The organism is Thalassotalea sp. LPB0316 (assembly GCF_014898095.1).
Lineage (GTDB): Bacteria > Pseudomonadota > Gammaproteobacteria > Enterobacterales > Alteromonadaceae > Thalassotalea_G.
Genome location: NZ_CP062946.1, coordinates 2714295 through 2732635, shown reverse-complemented (window position 1 = coordinate 2732635; position 18341 = coordinate 2714295). Strand labels below are relative to the sequence as shown.

Annotated in this window: 17 protein-coding genes and 1 tRNA gene; 11 read left to right on the top strand and 7 right to left on the bottom strand. The window is 41.0% G+C overall.

What is annotated here, in order from left to right; translation table 11 throughout:
* Window positions 1-63: 63 nt before the first annotated feature.
* The 3 genes from LP316_RS12270 to LP316_RS12260 form a co-directional block, all read right to left on the bottom strand.
* Window positions 64-1638, bottom strand: coding sequence for a cation:proton antiporter family protein (locus LP316_RS12270; protein ID WP_193021445.1), 1575 nt, complete (start codon window positions 1636-1638; stop codon window positions 64-66).
* Between the two features lie 625 nt (window positions 1639-2263).
* Window positions 2264-2340 (bottom strand) — tRNA-Val (locus tag LP316_RS12265).
* A gap of 113 nt (window positions 2341-2453) precedes the next feature.
* On the bottom strand, window positions 2454-3824 hold the full coding sequence (locus LP316_RS12260; protein WP_193021444.1) for an MATE family efflux transporter: 1371 nt from the start codon (window positions 3822-3824) through the stop codon (window positions 2454-2456).
* A gap of 52 nt (window positions 3825-3876) precedes the next feature.
* Here LP316_RS12260 and LP316_RS12255 point away from each other — a divergent pair, with 52 nt between their 5' ends.
* Together LP316_RS12255 and LP316_RS16090 are read left to right on the top strand one after the other, a co-directional pair.
* Complete coding sequence (locus LP316_RS12255) at window positions 3877-4494, top strand: riboflavin synthase subunit alpha (RefSeq protein WP_193021443.1); 618 nt, start codon at window positions 3877-3879, stop codon at window positions 4492-4494.
* A gap of 277 nt (window positions 4495-4771) precedes the next feature.
* Window positions 4772-4900: a hypothetical protein gene (locus tag LP316_RS16090; protein ID WP_264298963.1), complete on the top strand. Its 129-nt coding sequence runs from the start codon at window positions 4772-4774 to the stop codon at window positions 4898-4900.
* 131 nt (window positions 4901-5031) lie between these two features.
* Here the strand turns inward: LP316_RS16090 and LP316_RS12250 are convergent, their stop codons facing one another.
* From LP316_RS12250 to LP316_RS12240, 3 genes are all read right to left on the bottom strand, one after another.
* Window positions 5032-5238 (bottom strand): CPXCG motif-containing cysteine-rich protein, encoded by a 207-nt coding sequence (locus LP316_RS12250; protein WP_193021442.1) that lies wholly within the window; start codon window positions 5236-5238, stop codon window positions 5032-5034.
* A 119-nt stretch (window positions 5239-5357) separates the two neighbouring features.
* Window positions 5358-6236, bottom strand: coding sequence for a fructosamine kinase family protein (locus tag LP316_RS12245; protein ID WP_193021441.1), 879 nt, complete (start codon window positions 6234-6236; stop codon window positions 5358-5360).
* Window positions 6237-6302: 66 nt separating this feature from the next.
* Window positions 6303-6962 (bottom strand): START domain-containing protein, encoded by a 660-nt coding sequence (locus LP316_RS12240; RefSeq protein WP_193021440.1) that lies wholly within the window; start codon window positions 6960-6962, stop codon window positions 6303-6305.
* A gap of 157 nt (window positions 6963-7119) precedes the next feature.
* Between LP316_RS12240 and thrS the strand changes: the two genes are divergently transcribed.
* From thrS to LP316_RS12215, 5 genes are all read left to right on the top strand, one after another.
* Window positions 7120-9036 carry a threonine--tRNA ligase gene (gene thrS / locus LP316_RS12235; protein ID WP_193021439.1) on the top strand — a complete coding sequence of 639 codons (1917 nt, stop codon included), beginning with the start codon at window positions 7120-7122 and terminating at the stop codon, window positions 9034-9036.
* Window positions 9037-9093: 57 nt separating this feature from the next.
* A complete protein-coding gene (gene infC, locus LP316_RS12230) occupies window positions 9094-9648 on the top strand; it encodes a translation initiation factor IF-3 (protein WP_193021438.1) in 555 nt (184 codons plus the stop codon).
* 148 nt (window positions 9649-9796) lie between these two features.
* On the top strand, window positions 9797-9994 hold the full coding sequence (gene rpmI, locus LP316_RS12225; RefSeq protein WP_193021437.1) for a 50S ribosomal protein L35: 198 nt from the start codon (window positions 9797-9799) through the stop codon (window positions 9992-9994).
* 18 nt (window positions 9995-10012) lie between these two features.
* Complete coding sequence (gene rplT, locus LP316_RS12220) at window positions 10013-10366, top strand: 50S ribosomal protein L20 (protein WP_193021436.1); 354 nt, start codon at window positions 10013-10015, stop codon at window positions 10364-10366.
* 172 nt (window positions 10367-10538) lie between these two features.
* A complete protein-coding gene (locus LP316_RS12215) occupies window positions 10539-11645 on the top strand; it encodes a phosphoribosylaminoimidazolesuccinocarboxamide synthase (protein ID WP_193021435.1) in 1107 nt (368 codons plus the stop codon).
* Between the two features lie 61 nt (window positions 11646-11706).
* Here LP316_RS12215 and LP316_RS12210 read toward each other — a convergent pair whose 3' ends face one another.
* Window positions 11707-12384 carry a DUF1456 family protein gene (locus tag LP316_RS12210; protein WP_193021434.1) on the bottom strand — a complete coding sequence of 226 codons (678 nt, stop codon included), beginning with the start codon at window positions 12382-12384 and terminating at the stop codon, window positions 11707-11709.
* A 247-nt stretch (window positions 12385-12631) separates the two neighbouring features.
* Here LP316_RS12210 and pheS point away from each other — a divergent pair, with 247 nt between their 5' ends.
* From pheS to LP316_RS12190, 4 genes are all read left to right on the top strand, one after another.
* A complete protein-coding gene (gene pheS / locus LP316_RS12205; RefSeq protein WP_193021433.1) occupies window positions 12632-13612 on the top strand; it encodes a phenylalanine--tRNA ligase subunit alpha in 981 nt (326 codons plus the stop codon).
* 12 nt (window positions 13613-13624) lie between these two features.
* Window positions 13625-16024, top strand: a complete 2400-nt coding sequence (gene pheT, locus LP316_RS12200; protein ID WP_193021432.1) for a phenylalanine--tRNA ligase subunit beta — start codon at window positions 13625-13627, stop codon at window positions 16022-16024.
* Window positions 16025-16027: 3 nt separating this feature from the next.
* Window positions 16028-16318 carry an integration host factor subunit alpha gene (locus LP316_RS12195; protein ID WP_193021431.1) on the top strand — a complete coding sequence of 97 codons (291 nt, stop codon included), beginning with the start codon at window positions 16028-16030 and terminating at the stop codon, window positions 16316-16318.
* A 243-nt stretch (window positions 16319-16561) separates the two neighbouring features.
* The gene (locus LP316_RS12190) at window positions 16562-18340 is read left to right on the top strand and encodes an ABCB family ABC transporter ATP-binding protein/permease (protein ID WP_193021430.1); all 1779 of its coding nucleotides are present in this window, start codon (window positions 16562-16564) and stop codon (window positions 18338-18340) included.
* Window position 18341: the final 1 nt, after the last annotated feature.

Genomic DNA, 18341 nt, shown 5'->3' with positions numbered 1-18341 from the left:
TACTTGCTATTCGGCTTGGAATAATTGGCCGAACAGCAAGTTATAGAATTCCATTCACTTCAATTAATTAGTTGATTGGCGATATAAGCCAATACTCTCCTCGGCGAAACCAACACCGGCTTCGTTGTAGAAGTTGAATACTTTATCTATACCTAATTCTTCTAGTTCTGCACGTTCATCATCATAGCGAGCAATAGCGGCAATTTTACCTTGGTAATTCGCTAGTTTTAATTGAATCGTGATATTTTTAATATCTTTAACTGACGGCAGCGCAAGTAGTGCCAATTTGATTTTATCGGCATCAACATTCTCCCAAAAATCAGCATCTTCAGCGTCACCGGTAAATGCTTGAATATTGTTGTCGTTAAGCCAATCTACTTTTTCTTTGTCAGTGTCAAGTCCCCATACTTGACCTGGGATTTGTTGCTCTAGCGCGTTATAAGCTCCCATTCCGACACGACCCATGCCGATGATTACCACAGGTGCGTCACAAGGTTGATCAAATTGATCTTCTTTTAAACGCTTGGTGCGTTGATAGGTGTTGAGTTTATCTTTGTGAAGAGCAAAAAACTCGTGAGCAAAATTGTAAATAATATTGGTAATGACAAATGAGATAGAAACGGCAAGTGCTAAAATAACTAGCCATTCTTTTTCTAACCAGCCTATTTTCTGACTCAGTGTCGCGACAATCAAACCAAACTCGCTGAAGTTACTTAATGCCAGTGCACTTAAGAATGCGGTGCGTGCTCGTAAATTGAGTGAAACAAATAATAGGAAAAATAGCGCGAACTTTATCGGCAACATTAACGTGATAACAAGTGCAATACCAAACATTTCCCAAGTCGGTAGTGCAGTAAAACCAATGGATAAGAAAAAGCCAATTAAAAACAGATCTTTAAATGGTAAAAGTGATTTGGTAATTTCACTTGCTTTATAATGCCCTGCTAAGTACATCCCGCCAAGTAGGGCACCTAAGTCACCTTTAATTTGCACAAACTCGAATAATTCATAAGCGCCAAAAGCGACAAAGAAACCGGTAAGAGGGATTAATTCACCGTGGCCGACATTTGAAATTACTCGATATATTAACGGTTTTAATGGTATTAACACGAGTAAGCTAAGTGCCCATATACTCGGCGTTTTACCCGTTGCTGCAACCAGGAATGCGACCGCAATAATATCTTGCATAACCAAAATACCAACGGCCAACTTACCGTGGCGAGTTCGCATCTCACCATGTTCTTCCATTAATTTTACAACACAAACCGTACTACTAAATGAAAGGGCAAAAACTACTAGGGCACTAGTAGCAATGTCTAAATCTACGATATATGGGATAGCGATAACGGCAAAGAATTTGAAGACAATCACGCCACTGACTAGCCAAAGACTGGTGTGGCTAAGACTTGCGAGCCATACTTCTTTTTTTACGAGGTCATGAATATTTAATTTTAAGCCAATGGTGAAGAGTAATAACGTAATACCAAGATCTGCTAAGTTCAGAATAATATCGTCGGCAGTAAAGCCGAGGAAGTGCAACACAAAACCAGCGAGCAAATAGCCAATAGATGGCGGTAACTTAGCGACTTTTGCCAGTAATCCACAACAAAAAGCAAATAAAATCCAAATAAATTCCATTGATGATTAACCCACTGATACTTAGTTTTTCAAATAGCATTAACGCTATTAATCTTTAACTTATTCATTAAGCTAAAGATTATATATAAGTTAGTCGGGCATAACTACTGTGTTCATATATTAGGGGATAAAAAGCAAGTAAGACATTCTTTCTGGTCAATCAGTTAATTTCAGATATAAAAAAAGCCACCATTGTTATTACAATTAGGTGACTTAATTGGTACGACCCACAATGTGAGGAGCGACTCGAACCACCGACTGGCGCGGGTGATAAAGAGCGGGTGGTGTTCTTTCTTTTTTCGTTCTATTAAATTCAGACATAAAAAAAAGCACCTTCTATTGGTGCTTTAAATTGGTACGACCCACAATGTGAGGAGCGACTCGAACCAACGGCTGGCACGGGTAACAATGAGCGGGTGGTGCTCTTTCTTATCTGTACTAGTAAATTTTAGGTATAAAAAAAGCACCTTCTATTGGTGCTTTAAATTGGTTCGACCCACAATGTTATGAGCGACTCGAACTACCGGCTGGCAAGGGTGATAAAGAGCGGGTGGTGTTCTTTCTTTTTTTTGGTTCTATTAAATTTCAGACATAAAAAAAACCAACCGCAAGTGGTTGGTTTATTTGGTACGACCGAGTGGACTCGAACCACCGACCCCCACCATGTCAAGGTGGTGCTCTAACCAGCTGAGCTACGGTCGTACAATACGTTGAACTAATCAACGGGCGCTATATTAGCTGTGCACAATTGATGATGCAAGCAGTTTTAGCGTAAATTTATCAATTAACTAATCAACTGGTTATCGATTAATCAATTAGCCTACTAACGCTTGGTTGTCGTAGCGAGATTGAATGATTTTTAAGCGCCACGCTAGTAATACCGCAGCAACGGTTAAGCCAGATATAAAACCAATCCAAAAGCCTGCTGCCCCCATCCTCGGCACGATAGTGTCGGTTAGTGCTAATAAAACCCCTAGCGATAAGCCTACGAACCAATATGATATAAAGGTGATTATCAAAATTGAGGTAGTGTCTTTATAACCTCGTAAGGCACCAGCTGATATCACTTGGATAGCATCTGAAAACTGAAACAGGGCTGCCAAAAACATCAAACTTGCAGCAAGTTCGATAACGGGGGCTTCATTGGTATAAATAGCAGCGATTTGTTCTCTAAAAACAATAGTACAAAGGGCTGTTACAACGGCTATCATCAAGCCAAAAATCAAAGCGTCTTTACATATTTCTTTTGCTTCTTGGTATTTTTGTTGACCAACGCAATAGCCAACTTTAATCGTCAGTGCCATGGCAAAACTCAATGGCACCATAAAGACTAAGCCAGAGAAGTTAATTGCGATTTGGTGACTAGCGACAATATCTGCGCCTAAAGGTGCGAGTAAAATGGCAACAATTGAAAATAAACTCACTTCGAATAACAGTGAGAGCGCAATAGGCACACCAACTTTTAAAATATGTTTAATTTCGTCAAAATCAAACCCGTAAATACGTTTAAATAGTGAAACTTTTGCGAGGTGTTTCGATACGTAAACATATATCAACATACCAAAAAACATCGCCCAATAAACTAGGGCAGTAGCAATACCACAACCGGCACCACCAAGAGCAGGCATACCAAATTCACCATAGATAAATATATAATTGGCAGGAATGTTAATGATCAGGCCGATAATTGAGATGATCATGGTCGGTCGTGTAAAAGACATCCCTTCGGCGTAGTTTCTTAACACTAGGTATAAGCAAAAGCCTGGTGCTCCCCAAACGATGTAGCCTAAGTATTCAAACATTAATGATTTTAATTGTGGCTCTAACTCAACATTTGCCTCAATCATTGGCGCAAGCAGATAGTAAAATGCGATTACGCTGATACCAAGTGCTAATGCGATCCATATCGTTTGATAAGTGGCGTTAACCACTTTGTCATAGGCATTTTTACCTGAATATTGTGAGACAATTGCCGCAAGAGCCATTATCACGCCGTATATCGTTAAGATCAGCGGCAGCCAAATACTACTGGCAACAGCCACCGCAGCCATATCCGTTGAGCTTACTCTACCTGCCATAACAGTGTCGGCGAATCCCATTAAGTTTTGGATAAGCTGAGCAATTAAAATTGGGTAGGCCAGCTTTAATAAACTTTTGGTATTTCGAATAAAATGAGGTGATTTCATTGACGTTATAATGGGGTACAATAGCGAGACTTAAAACAAGACGATAATAGCGATGTTTACCGGTATAGTACAATCGAAAGCTGAAGTTTTTGCGATAAAAATTCAAAATCAACTCATGCACTTAACAATTAAGTGTCAAGTAAATGAATTAATGGGGTTAGAAATCGGAGCAAGTGTTGCGATTAATGGTGTTTGCTTAACTGCGGTAACGTTTAGCCAACTTGATAACGAACATGGCACTATTGAGTTTGATGTAATCGATGAAACGCTGAGAGTGACTAACTTAGGGGCGATTAAACAAGGTGATTTTGTCAATTTAGAACGCTCATTAAAAGCAGGTGATGAAATCGGTGGGCATATGGTAAGTGGCCATATTCACTGCCAAGCTATTGTTGTTAATATTGAAAAAACACCTGAGAATTGTGCAATTACCTTCGAAATTGGCAAAGAGTGGCAAGAATACCTATTTAGTAAAGGATTTATTTCAATTAATGGCTGTAGTCTTACGTTAGGCGCAGTAGCAGAAAACTGTTTTACTGTGCACTTAATTCCTGAAACATTAAGTCGCACGAATATTGGACTGTTGCAAGTGAACGACAAAGTCAATATTGAGTGTGATCAACAAACCATGACGATAGTTGAAACGGTTAAAAAGTTAAAACTGAAATAGCTAGTTCAGACACTTGATCTGTTAGATACCCGACTGCTCGGGTATGACGCTTATTCTGAAGATACCCGATTGCTCGGGTATGACGCTTAATCTCTGAGATACCTGACTGTTCGGGTATGACACAGTACCCTGACACCGTCATTACCGCGGAATATAACACCACCGTCATTACCGCGTATGCGGTAATCTCATTTATTTAGATAATGCCGATGAATTGATGAGATACCCGACTACTCGAGTATGACGCTTAATCCCTGAGATACCCGACTGTTCTGGTATGACACAGTACACTGAAGCTGTCATTACCGCGGAGCATTACACCACCGTCATTACCGCGGAGTATTACACCACCGTCATTACCGCGGATGCGGTAATCTCACGTATTAATGTAATGCCGATGAATTGATGAGATACCCAACTGCTCGGGTATAACGCTTAATCAGTAAGATCCCCGACTGTTCGGGTATGACGCTTAATCTCTAAGATCCCCGACTGCTCGGGTATAACGATTGATCTGCAAAACACTCGAAGGCATGCTTAAAACACTTGTTCGTCATCGGCATCAATGGCTAGTTGAATTTTTTGGTGGTATTCGTCGATGTGCATATTGAGATGAATATCACAACAACACGCAGGGCAGCTTTCGTAATAGTCTTGATCACCAGCGCTTGGATCGAGTGACAAAAATAAGTGATGCCCACAATGAGGGCATTCGACCCGCTTTTCTTTTATCGAGAGAGACATACAGCCTCCTTAATTTGCTACAAAAAGGCTTGGTAACATTAAGTATGGCGGGTTTTAGCTATAGTGCTAGTGGCAGAAGGCAACAATCCACTAAGCGGTTATAATCTCAACTAAAAAAGTTATAAATTTTCGTGTTGCGCGATGATGCGTTGCAATAGTGCTTGAGCTTGCTTGATATAAATACCACCAAACATATTGGCGTGATTAAGTACGTGATAGAGGTTGTAGAGGTGTTTGCGTTGCTCAAAGCCCTCATCAAGCGGTAGTGTCTGTTGATAGCCTTGGTAAAAAGCATCAGGAAAACTACCAAATAGTTCTGTCATCGCGATATCAACTTCGCGATCTGCAAAATAACAAGCGGGATCGAACATTAAGGGTTGACCATCGACGAAACCGACATTGCCATGCCACAGGTCACCATGAACTAAGGATGGCGAAACTTTATGGTGGCAAAGTAGATCGTGGCACACTTGCGATAGGTAATCGATATCGCCGAAATTCACTGATTTTTCACTCAGTAGTTGTAGCTGCCAACTTATTCGTTTCTCAGCAAAAAACGTACTCCAATTACTGCTCCATTGATTCGGTTGTAGGGTATCGCCAATAAAATTGTCTTGATCCCAGCCAAATTGACCGTTACTCGAATTTTTGTGGAGCTTTGCCAGTGCAATCCCAAGTTGATACCAGTTGTCATCGCTCGGTTGAGTAAAGTCGAGCCATGGCAGTACCAAAAAGCTTTTATCTAATGTAACGTCGATGCCAATAACCTTGGGAATTAATTCGCGATTAATTTCGCGTAAGTGCGCTAAACAATCGACTTCCGCAGTTAGCTGATCTAGTTTGTGCTTTGGTGCGAGCTTAACAAAATACGCTTGATGTTGATTAAAAAATTTATAGGCGAGGCGATTTTCACCTCCACTCGATAACATCGTATGCTGAGCATCTTCAAATGGCTGTTGGTTATTTTTTGCAATAATGTCAGCAATGAGTTTCCACATGAGTTCGCCCCGTCCCGAATCTATTACTTACAAGTATAGTGAATAACTAGCGCAATGCAGGCTCCGTTAATGATGGTTTGGATTAATGACTGGCTTGAACTGCTTTTGCACATTACTTAACGTTTTACTGATAGAGCTCAGTGCCGCGCGCCCAGCAAGCCACTGAGGAATTTTACCTTGGGGATCTGCAACCACGCGATAACACACATTAATCTCGCTTTTATTTTCTGGCGTTATCAACCATTGAGCTTTTATCAATTTGACTCTTATATAGCCTTTATTTGCTGAGTATTGCTTACCCGCATCGCGTTGTTCAATAATAATTGTACCGCTGTCTTCAACCCAAATCTTTGAATACACAAAAGCTTGCCGCGGTTTAACTAGCAGTATGCCATTGAATGTCGTGGTTAAAATGTTGCGCGATGGTGTGATCTGCTCGATTAACTCAATGCTTTCGACATTGTCTAGCCAGTTTATGATGTGCGCTGGCGATGTTAAAAATTCAAGCGCTAAATGTGGCGTTCCACGTGTTGCTAAACAGGCATCTATTTCAAGTAATTCAGTCGTCTGATAAGGCCGATATTTGATGGCGATATTGTTTTTGTTTAGGTAGGTTTTCCATGGCTGCTCTGCAGCTTGGCTGTAACTTAATGCGCTGATTAAAGCCCAGCTAAACGCAATATATGGCAATAGGCTTTTTATCTGTATTTGCTTAATTTTTGACATTATTTTCCAGAGCATTGCATTAACCGGCCAAATCACCTATATTGCGCGTTTATTGTAAGTAATCGTTCGATTATTTGATTTTATTTAACTTATTGCAATAGCAATAAAAATTAAACATGTGGCATTACGTATGTGTCACCACTGTAAAGGAATTTTCATGCCTATTATTACTCTCCCTGACGGTAGTCAACGCGCTTTTGACAACGCAGTTTCTATTATGGATGTTGCTGCAGATATTGGCCCTGGTTTAGCCAAAGCAACATTAGCTGGTCGCATTAATGGTGAGCGCTTAGATGCGTGTGAAATGATCACCGAAGACTGTGAACTGCAATTAATCACGGCAAAAGACGAAGACGGTCTAGAGATTATTCGTCACTCGTGTGCTCACTTATTAGGTCACGCAATTAAGCAACTTTTCCCTGATGTAAAAATGGCGATTGGTCCAACAATCGACAACGGTTTTTACTATGACGTTGATTTAGACCAACCATTAAACGATGACGACTTAGCTAAACTTGAAAAGCGTATGCTTGAGTTAGCTAAAACAAATTATCAAGTTGTTAAGAAAACCGTTTCTTGGCAAGAAGCACGTGATACCTTTGAGTCGCGCGGCGAGCCATACAAAATGGAAATCTTAGACGAGAACATCGATAAAGATGATCGTCCAGGGCTATATCACCACGAAGAATACATCGACATGTGTCGCGGCCCACACGTGCCAAACATGAAGCACTGTCATCACTTCAAACTAATGAATGTAGCAGGTGCATACTGGCGTGGTGATTCAGACAACAAAATGCTTCAACGTATTTACGGCACAGCATGGGCAGATAAAAAGCAATTAAAAGCTTACTTACAACGCTTAGCTGAAGCTGAAAAACGCGATCACCGCAAAATTGGTAAAGCATTAGATTTATTCCACTGGCAAACAGAAGCACCGGGTATGGTGTTCTGGCATAACGACGGTTGGACAATTTACACTGAGCTTGAAAAGTTTGTGCGTCAAAAGTTACACGAATACGACTATGACGAAGTAAAAGGTCCATTAATGATGGATCGCGTGCTGTGGGAGCGCTCTGGCCACTGGGATAAATACGCAGAAAACATGTTCACAACCGAATCTGAAAAACGTGAATATGCTATTAAGCCGATGAACTGTCCTGGCCATGTTCAAATCTTCAACCAAGGCTTAAAATCATACCGCGATTTACCGCTTCGTATGGCTGAGTTTGGTTGTTGTCACCGCAACGAGCCATCAGGTGCGTTACACGGTTTAATGCGTGTTCGCGGCTTTACGCAAGACGATGCTCATATTTTCTGTACTGAAGAGCAAGTGCAAGCGGAAGTGACTAAGTGTATCGAAATGGTATACGACGTCTACAAAGCCTTTGGCTTTGAAAATATTCTTGTCAAACTTTCTACGCGTCCAGAAAAACGTATTGGCTCAGATGAGATCTGGGATAAAGCTGAAAAAGGCTTAGCCGATGCGATGAACGATTTAGGTATTGAGTTTGAATACTTACCGGGTGAAGGTGCATTCTACGGCCCTAAAATCGAGTTTACGTTATTAGATTGTTTAGGTCGTAACTGGCAATGTGGTACAGTTCAGCTAGATTTCGCGTTACCGGGTCGTTTAGATGCAAGCTACATTGGTGAAGACGGCGAGCGTCATGTGCCAGTAATGATCCACCGCGCGATTTTAGGTTCACTAGAGCGATTCATCGGTATTATCATCGAAGAATACGCGGGTAAATTACCAACGTGGTTGTCGCCAACTCAAGCTGTTGTGATGAATATCACCGATAAACAGAGCGAATATTGTGATAAAGTTGTTAAAAAGTTAAAAGAAAATGGCTTTAGAGCAAAAGTAGACTTGAGAAATGAGAAAATAGGCTTTAAAATTCGCGAGCATACTTTAAAACGTGTTCCATACTTATTGGTCGTAGGTGGCCAAGAAATGGAAAATAACGAAATCGCTATTCGTACACGTAGTGGTGAAGACCTTGGTAAGATGTCGGTAGATGCGTTTATCGAACAGTTAAATCAAGAAGTCGCTAACCGCACTTTAGTATAAACGAATTAATACAACGCAAACGTGGTATAGGTCACGTTTGAATTTTTATAAAGTTCTTTGGAGGAACAGGCTATTAAAGGTCAAAGAGGCGGTCAAAAAGAACCGGCACATCGTTTAAATGATTTAATTACAGCACCAGAAGTTCGTTTGATTGGTATTGATGGTGAAGCCGAAGGCATCGTTTCATTAAATGAAGCAATGGATAAAGCAGAAGCAGCAGGCGTTGATTTAGTAGAAATTAGCCCAACTGCAAAACCTCCAGTTTGTCGTGTCATGGATTACGGCAAGTTCCTTTACGAAAAAGCAAAGGAACAAAAAGAACAGCGTAAAAAGCAGAAACAAATTCAGGTTAAGGAAATTAAATTCCGTCCTGGTACAGATGAAGGCGATTACCAAGTTAAATTACGTAACTTGAGACGCTTTTTAGAAGGTGGCGACAAGGCTAAGGTAACGTTGCGTTTCCGAGGTCGTGAAATGGCTCACCAAGAACTGGGTCTAGACTTATTAACTCGCGTTAAAAATGATCTAGAGGACATCGCACAAGTTGAGTTCTTCCCTAAAAAGGTTGAAGGGCGTCAAATGGTGATGGTGTTAGCACCAGTTAAACGATAATACTTGGTCTTATAAAAGCATTCGCGAAAGCGTTTCACCAACTTTATCGATGAACCGGTAATTGAGGCCGACAAGTAGCACTTATCTTTAAATGAAGTGCTCGCCTTTTATTATCAAACTTAAACGGCATAAATGTGGAGTACTATTCATGCCTAAAATGAAAACTAACAAAGGTGCTGCAAAGCGCTTTAAGAAAACCGCTTCTGGTGGTTACAAGTGTAAACAAGCTGGTCTTCGTCATATCTTGACTAAGCGTCGTACGAAAGTAAAACGTCACTTACGTGCTAAAAGCATGGTTGCTGCTTCAGATGTGAAAGCAGTTGATAAATTACTACGTAACGCTTAATTAAGAGGAGATTAGCACATGGCAAGAGTAAAACGCGGTGTAGTTGCACGTCGTTCTCACAAGAAGATCTTAAAGCAAGCGAAAGGTTACTACGGTGCTCGTAGTCGCGTTTATCGCGTAGCTTTCCAAGCAGTAACTAAAGCTGGTCAATACGCATACCGTGACCGTCGTCAGCGTAAACGTCAATTCCGTCAATTATGGATTGCTCGTATTAACGCTGCATCTCGTCAAAATGGTTTATCTTACAGCCGTTTCATCAACGGTCTTAAGAAAGCATCTATCGAGATCGATCGTAAGATCTTAGCGGACATCGCTGTATACGACAAAGCAGCATTTGCTGTTTTAGTTGAAAAAGCACAAGCGGCTTTATAATCAGCTTTGAAAGATTAAAAAGGACGCATCTAGCGTCCTTTTTTCTTTTTAAACGGAGTTTATTTCAAAATTCGTCATTGCGGCGAAGACCGTAATATTGAAATTTATTGTTTTGGCTTTACTGTTAAAATCAAACCAATAAATTTTATCAATATCTTTTTAAAGGTTGAGTATGAGTCTTGCAGATCAAGTTCTAGCAGTTAATAACGATTTACCTATTCGTACAGACAAACCTGTACATAGCGGTAAAGTACGCAGTGTTTATTGGCTTACTGAAGCAGATAGCCGTCGTTTAATCGAACAAAAAGGGTACGACGTACCACTTGATACACCACTAGCGATTATGGTGATCAGTGATCGCATTTCTGCCTTCGATTGTATTTGGCAAGGCGAGGGTGGCTTAAAAGGTGTTCCAGGTAAAGGTGCTGCTCTAAATGCTATTTCAAACCATTGGTTCAAGCTGTTTAAAGAAAACGGCTTAGCTGATAGTCATATTCTCGATATTCCACACCCATTTGTTTGGATCGTACAAAAAGCGCAACCTGTGATGATTGAAGCAATTTGCCGTCAATATATTACTGGCTCTATGTGGCGAGCATACGAAAAAGGTGAACGTGAATTTTGTGGTATTGAACTACCTGAGGGGTTAACGCGAGACAGCAAGTTACCGCAGCTTCTTCAAACGCCTTCAACCAAAGGTATTTTAAAAGGTATTGAGGGTGTGCCAGAAGCGGATGATGTCAACATTACGCGCAAAAACATCGAAGATAACTTCGAAGCGTTTAACTTCAAATCAGCAGACGATATTGGTTTATACGAAAAATTACTAACGCAAGGCTTTGATTTAATATCGGAGCAATTAGCAAACATTGATCAAATCTTCGTAGATACCAAGTTTGAATTTGGCTACGTAAAAGATACCCAAGGTAACGATAAACTTATCTATATGGATGAAGTGGGTACCCCTGATTCATCGCGTATTTGGGATGGCGAAGCATACCGTCAAGGTAAAGTGGTTGAGAACTCGAAAGAGGGCTTCCGTCAGTTATTATTGAATCATTTCCCAGATCCCGATATTTTGTTGAACAAAGATCGCATGGCAGAGCGCACTGCGCTTGCTAATGATAATCCATTACCTGTTGATGTTTTGATGGCTGTGTCTAAAACCTATACCGATATCGCTGAGAAAATTACGGGGCAGAAAATTGAATTATCAGCGAATCCAAAAGCTGAAATTATTGAAATTCTAAAACGTGATTATCAGCTCATCGAGCTGTAAAGCGTGATGGCTACAAGGCTGTAATGCAAATATGCGTTATAGCCTTAAAGCGTTACGGCATTTACTCTACATCTTTCCAAATATCTTCAGAGCGCAGTTTAAGCTTTTTGCGACCCGAGTCAGTCGCTGGCTTTTTCGCATTTGGGTTTACATAAAGCGTCTTTTCTTTTGGCGCTTTCGGTTGAGCTGGTTTGTTTTTCTTTACGGCTTGCTGCTTTTGTTTATCAGCCATTGAATGCTGAACTTTTCTATCAAGTGGCTTCACATCTTGTCGCTTAACATCGGTGCGATATTTAAGCTCAAGCCCTTTGAGTAAGTTGCGAATCACCTGATCCTTACATTCTCGGTAATGCTTGTGATCAGGCTTACGAGAAAATGCACTCAACTCGCCTTTGTTCATTTTAAAACCAGCAGCACTCAATAGCTCGATAATATCTTCAGCTTTTAAGTTAAAGGCAATTTTTAGTTTTAATAATATAAGGTTGTTATTGAGTTTTTTCTCAGCGGGTTTTTGCTCGCCTTCGCGTTTACCGCGCTTTACGTTAATTAAGCCATTTAGAAACTCAGCAAACTTAACATCGACTAAATTAGCAAAGCCTTCGTCTTCTTCTCGTTTTAGCCAATCGCTCACTTGCTGTTTTGTTACGAGCGCGTCAGCTTGAGCAAAGGTATCAACCATTTGTTGGTCGTTATAGTTAAGAATAAAACGCAAGCGTCTAAAAATATCGTTGTTAATCACGTAAAAGGTTTCTCTAAATCAGGCTAAATTAGCGAGGTAAATAGTTAATTGGCGCGCATTTTAACACGGTTTCACCACAGAAGATGTAATGGAATTTAGAATTATCATTCTTTAACCAAATTAATTCGTTAATCTTTTGATAAAAACCGTATTTCCTCTACATTTTACTTGATTAATTGTGTAGAATCGTTAGCCATTTTTATTAACCATAATGTCAAAAACACATCTTGTTGCTTTTGAGGAACTCATGAATTTAGACGACATAATTTTGCAAGCCGAGCAGGCGGTTGCAGCGGCAACTTCTCCAGCTGAGCTCGATGCGGTGCGCGTTAACTTTTTAGGCAAAAAAGGCCAGTTAACCGAACAAATGAAAAACTTAGGTAAGTTACCTAAAGAAGAAAAGCCAAAAGCTGGTCAAGCGATTAACCAAGCAAAGCAACAAGTTCAAAAATTAATCACCGAGCGCGGTGAGTTGTTACGTGCCGAAGAAATAAAAGCGAAATTAGCCGCTGAATCTATCGATGTAACATTGCCGGGTAACACAAATGACTTAGGTGGTTTACACCCTGTAACTCGCACTATCGAGCGTATCGAAAGTTTCTTTACTGAGCTGGGTTTTGAAATCAAAGCCGGCCCAGAAGTGGAAGATGACTTCCACAACTTTGATGCCTTAAACATTCCTGAGCATCACCCTGCGCGCCAAGATCACGATACGTTCTACTTTAACCCTAAGTTAGTATTACGTACCCAAACATCTGGTGTACAAATTCGCACGATGGAAGCAGAAAAACCACCATTGCGCATCATCTCGCCGGGTAAGGTGTACCGTAACGACTACGACCAAACTCACACGCCGATGTTCCATCAGGTAGAAGGTTTACTGGTTGATAAAAATGTCAGTTTTACTCACCTTAAAGGTATCTTGCACGACTTCTTACACAACTTCTTTGAAGAAGACTTAGAGATCCGTTTCCGTCCATCTTACTTCCCATTTACTGAGCCTTCAGCGGAAGTTGATGTTATGGGCAAAAACGGCAAGTGGTTAGAAGTGTTGGGCTGTGGCATGGTTCACCCGAATGTTTTACGTTCAGTGGGTATTGATCCTGAAGAGTACACAGGCTTTGCCTTTGGTATGGGGGTTGAGCGTTTAACCATGCTGAGATACGGCGTAAACGACTTACGCGCATTCTTCGAAAACGATCTTCGTTTCTTAAAACAGTTTAAGTAGGACCTGCAAATAATGAAATTTAGTGAATCTTGGTTACGTGAGTGGGTAAACCCTGCGAACACTTCTGACGAATTAGCGCATCAGATCACCATGGCAGGCCTAGAGGTTGACGCTGTTGACCCCGTTGCCGGTGAATTTACCGGTATTGTTGTCGGTGAAGTTGTTGAATGTGGTCAGCACCCTGATGCTGACAAGTTACAAGTTACCAAAGTAAACGTTGGCGATGCATCAACTGATGGTGAGTTATTAGATATCGTCTGTGGTGCAGCGAACTGTCGCCAAGGCTTAAAAGTTGCTGTCGCTATGGTCGGCGCGGTACTGCCGGGTAACTTTAAAATCAAAAAAGCCAAACTACGCGGTCAACCGTCGTTTGGTATGCTGTGTAGTGAGTCTGAAATGGGCTTAGCGGAAAGCTCTGACGGCATTATTGAATTACCAAGCGATGCACCAATTGGCACAGATATTCGTGAATACTTAGATTTAAACGACAACACCATTGACGTTGATCTAACGGCAAACCGCGGTGACTGTTTAGGCATTAAAGGTTTAGCACGCGAAGTGGGTGTACTTAACTCACTAGCGGTCAGTGAAGTTGAAATTACACCGGTAGCACCAACGATTGATGATACCCGTGAAATTATTTTATCAGCACCTGAAGCATGTCCTCGTTATTTAGGTCGTGTGATCAAAGGCATTAATGTTAGCGCAACTACACCATTATGGATGGTTGAAAAGCTTCGCCGTTGTGGCGTTCGTTCAATCGACCCAGTTGTTGATGTCACTAACTACGTATTATTAGAGCTTGGCCACCCAATGCACGCGTTTGATTTAAACGCAATTGAAGGCGCAATTGACGTTCGTTTTGCTAACAAGGAAGAGAAATTAACCTTATTAGATGAAAACGAAGTGACCTTAAAAGAAGATACCTTAGTGATTAGCGATAGCAAAAAATCATTAGCAATGGCGGGTATTTTCGGTGGTTTACACTCAGGTGTTAACGCTGAGTCTAAAGATATTTTCTTAGAAAGTGCATTCTTCGCGCCACTAGCTATTTTAGGTAAAGCGCGTCAATACGGTTTGCACACCGATGCATCTCACCGTTACGAGCGCGGCGTTGATCCTCAACTACAACGCGATGCAATGGAGCGCGCAACAGCACTTCTATTAGAGATCGTTGGTGGTGAAGCAGGTCCTATTGTTGAAGCGGTATCGAACGATCATATACCAGCCGTTAAAAATGTTGTGTTACGTCGTGAAAAGCTAGACCAACGCATTGGAATGCATATTGAAACCGCTAAAGTGACTGAAATTTTAGAGCGTTTAGGCTTTGCTGTTAACGTTGAAAATGAAACATGGCATGTTGAAGTACCGGCTTACCGCTTCGATATTTCAATTGAAGTAGACTTAATTGAAGAAGTTGCCCGTATTTTTGGTTACAACAACATTCCAAATGTTTCGCCAACGGCTACCCTAAGCATGCGTCAACACAAAGAAGCGGCGTTACCGTTAACTCGCATTCGTCAAACGTTAGTTAACCGGGGCTTCCAAGAAGCAATTACCTACAGCTTCGTTGATCCAAAAGTTCAGAGCTTATTGCATCCAAATGCTGATGTAATGACATTACCTCATCCAATTTCATCAGAAATGTCGGTAATGCGTCTGTCGTTATGGACAGGTCTCTTACAATCAGTGGCTTACAACCAAAACCGTCAGCAATCACGTGTTCGTTTATTTGAGTCGGGCTTGCGTTTTATTCCTGATGAGTCGGCTGAGAATGGCGTTCGTCAAGATAACATGATCGCAGGTGTTATTTGCGGCACGAAAAACCAAGAGCATTATCAATTAGAAAAAGCACCTGTTGATTTCTTCGATTTAAAAGGTGATGTCGAAGCGATTTTATCACTCACCGGTGAAGCTGAAGCGTATCGCTTTGAAAAAGCTGAAATTGATGCGCTGCACCCAGGGCAAACGGCCGCCATTTTCAAAGGCGATGAGCTTGTAGGCCATATTGGTGCTGTTCACCCAGAACTTGAGCGCAAGCTTGGTTTGAATGGTCGTACGCTAGTATTTGAATTGGCGCTTGAGCCGATTTTAACTAGAAAATTACCTTGGGCGAGTGAAATTTCGAAATTCCCAGCTAACCGACGTGACATCGCTGTTATCGTAGAAGAAGCGGTTGAAGCAAAAAAAGTGCTACAACTTATTGAAAATGTTGGCGGAAATTATTTAGTTGATCTAAACTTGTTCGATGTATACCAAGGTCAAGGTATTGAACCGGGCTTTAAGAGTTTAGCCATAGCTATGACATTGCAAGATGTAGAGAAAACTCTTGAAGAAAAAGATATCAACGATGTTGTAGATCGAGTGGTAGATACCTTAAAAACTGAATTAAATGCATCATTGAGGGATTGATCCATGGCGCTAACCAAAGCTGAAGTGGCAGAACACCTGTGTAATAAAGTCGGTTTAAGTAAACGCGACGCAAAAGATATCGTTGAAGTTTTTTTCGAAGAGATTCGTCAATCACTTGAAGATGGTGAGCAAGTAAAGCTCTCAGGTTTTGGCAACTTTGATTTGCGAGAAAAAGCTGAACGACCGGGTCGTAACCCAAAAACAGGCGAAGATATTCCAATTTCTGCTCGCCGTGTGGTTACCTTTAGACCTGGCCAGAAGTTAAAGAGTCGCGTTGAAGACGGCAATAAATAGTTTATTTTAGCTTTGTTTAGCTCTTAATCCTTTGTAAAAGGCCGCTTTGTGCGGTCTTTTTATTGCTTTGCTGTAAAGCTAGAAGATCTTAGGCTTGAAGGCTTTAATGCTTGAAGGCTCGAAGGTAAGAGCTTGTATTTCTTTTTAATATATATTTTTATAATTTTTGCTTTAAGACTATGAATGGGTGTAGGTTTTACTTTTCAGCCTTCACGCGTTATAGCCTTCTAACGTAATAACCCTATGCGCCGAACTAATTATCCCGAACACGAAGTCAATAAACTGAATTGGCACGTTTTAAAGCTAGTTTACCCCTACTTACTAGAATTTAAGTGGCGGATTTCATTAGCGATTGTCTGTTTAATCTTAGCGAAAGTCGCTAGTGTCTATTTGCCATTTGTCCTAAAAGACGTTGTTGATACCCTAGATAAGAATGTTGAAAACAAAGTCATGCTAGTGCCATTTGGCTTAGTGGCAGCTTACGGCTTGGCCAGATTAAGTGTCGTCCTGTTTGGTGAGATTCGCGACACTTTGTTTGGCCGAGTAACTGAGCGCGCTATTCGCCGTATTGGTTTAAAAGTTTTCGAACATTTACATAGCTTGGAGTTAGCTTTTCATCTTAACCGTCAAACGGGCGGTATTTCACGTGATATTGATCGCGGTAACTCTGGTATTGCATTTTTAATGCGATTTATGGTCTTTAATATTGTGCCCACGCTTTTGGAAATAATCATGGTGATAGGGGTGTTTTTAATTAATTATCATTGGGGTTTTGCCGCTATTACCGCAACATCTATCGCGATTTATATTAGCTACACGGTTTATGCAACTGAGTGGCGAACGGGTTTTATTCGCGCGGCTAATAAAGCGGATTCTTCTTCTAACACGCGTGCAATCGACAGCTTACTCAACTACGAAACCGTTAAATTTTTTAATAATGAAGCCTACGAAGCGAAAATGTACGATGAGCAGCTTGCGACATGGGAAAAAGCAAAAACGCAAAATCGACTGTCACTATTTGCTTTAAATGGCGGGCAAGCAACGATAGTGGCTATCGCCATGACCTCAATGCTTGCGCTTGCCGCTTACCAAGTAACTAATGAGCAAATGACGTTAGGGGACTTTGTCTTGATCAATGCTTTTATGATGCAACTGTTCATGCCGCTTAATTTCCTTGGTTTTGTCTATCGTGAAATTAAGGGATCATTAGCCAATATCGAAGGCATGTTTGGTTTGCTCGACAAAAAGCCACAAATTACCGATAAACCAGAGGCACCAGATTTAACTATTTCGCAAAGTGGTATTGAATTTAACAACGTTACCTTTGGCTACCACCATGATCGTCAAGTACTTAAAGGCGTGAGTTTTAGTGTTAATGCAGGCCAAAAGGTCGCTATCGTTGGTGAGAGTGGCTCCGGTAAGTCAACCATCGTTAAATTATTATTTCGTTTTTACGATACTGATGGGGGAACAATTACCATTGATGAGCAAAACATCACTGATGTCACCCAGCTTTCACTTCGCAAACACATAGGTATCGTGCCACAAGATACCGTATTGTTTAACGACACTATATTCGAAAATGTTCGGTATGGCCGTCCACACGCTAGTGATAGCGAAGTACGCAAAGCCATTAGTATGGCATATCTTGATGATCTTATTGCTAAGTTACCCGATGGTGAGAATACGCAAGTGGGCGAGCGCGGATTAAAACTTTCTGGTGGCGAAAAACAGCGCGTCGCTATCGCTAGAACCTTGTTAAAAAATCCTGAAATCTGGATCTTTGATGAAGCAACCAGTGCGCTTGATAGCCACGCTGAACAAGAGATCTTAAAAGCCATTCGCAGTGTCGCTAAAAATAAAACCAGTATCGTGATTGCTCACCGTTTATCAACCATTACAGATGCTGATACCATTTTGGTGATGTTAGATGGTAAAATTGTCGAAAAAGGAAGTCACAGCGAACTTATTGCCGCTCAAGGTCGATACTATTCAATGTGGCAATTACAACAAAAATCTTAGT

What these genes read in the sequence shown, in the direction of transcription:
- LP316_RS12270 (WP_193021445.1), bottom strand. Translation starts at nt 1,638, where the DNA reads ATGGAATTTATTTGGATTTTATTTGCTTTTTGTTGTGGATTACTGGCA.
- LP316_RS12260 (WP_193021444.1), bottom strand. Translation starts at nt 3,824, where the DNA reads ATGAAATCACCTCATTTTATTCGAAATACCAAAAGTTTATTAAAGCTG.
- LP316_RS12255 (WP_193021443.1), top strand. Translation starts at nt 3,877, where the DNA reads ATGTTTACCGGTATAGTACAATCGAAAGCTGAAGTTTTTGCGATAAAA.
- LP316_RS16090 (WP_264298963.1), top strand. Translation starts at nt 4,772, where the DNA reads ATGACACAGTACACTGAAGCTGTCATTACCGCGGAGCATTACACCACC.
- LP316_RS12250 (WP_193021442.1), bottom strand. Translation starts at nt 5,238, where the DNA reads ATGTCTCTCTCGATAAAAGAAAAGCGGGTCGAATGCCCTCATTGTGGG.
- LP316_RS12245 (WP_193021441.1), bottom strand. Translation starts at nt 6,236, where the DNA reads ATGTGGAAACTCATTGCTGACATTATTGCAAAAAATAACCAACAGCCA.
- LP316_RS12240 (WP_193021440.1), bottom strand. Translation starts at nt 6,962, where the DNA reads ATGTCAAAAATTAAGCAAATACAGATAAAAAGCCTATTGCCATATATT.
- thrS (WP_193021439.1), top strand. Translation starts at nt 7,120, where the DNA reads ATGCCTATTATTACTCTCCCTGACGGTAGTCAACGCGCTTTTGACAAC.
- rpmI (WP_193021437.1), top strand. Translation starts at nt 9,797, where the DNA reads ATGCCTAAAATGAAAACTAACAAAGGTGCTGCAAAGCGCTTTAAGAAA.
- rplT (WP_193021436.1), top strand. Translation starts at nt 10,013, where the DNA reads ATGGCAAGAGTAAAACGCGGTGTAGTTGCACGTCGTTCTCACAAGAAG.
- LP316_RS12215 (WP_193021435.1), top strand. Translation starts at nt 10,539, where the DNA reads ATGAGTCTTGCAGATCAAGTTCTAGCAGTTAATAACGATTTACCTATT.
- pheS (WP_193021433.1), top strand. Translation starts at nt 12,632, where the DNA reads ATGAATTTAGACGACATAATTTTGCAAGCCGAGCAGGCGGTTGCAGCG.
- pheT (WP_193021432.1), top strand. Translation starts at nt 13,625, where the DNA reads ATGAAATTTAGTGAATCTTGGTTACGTGAGTGGGTAAACCCTGCGAAC.
- LP316_RS12195 (WP_193021431.1), top strand. Translation starts at nt 16,028, where the DNA reads ATGGCGCTAACCAAAGCTGAAGTGGCAGAACACCTGTGTAATAAAGTC.
- LP316_RS12190 (WP_193021430.1), top strand. Translation starts at nt 16,562, where the DNA reads ATGCGCCGAACTAATTATCCCGAACACGAAGTCAATAAACTGAATTGG.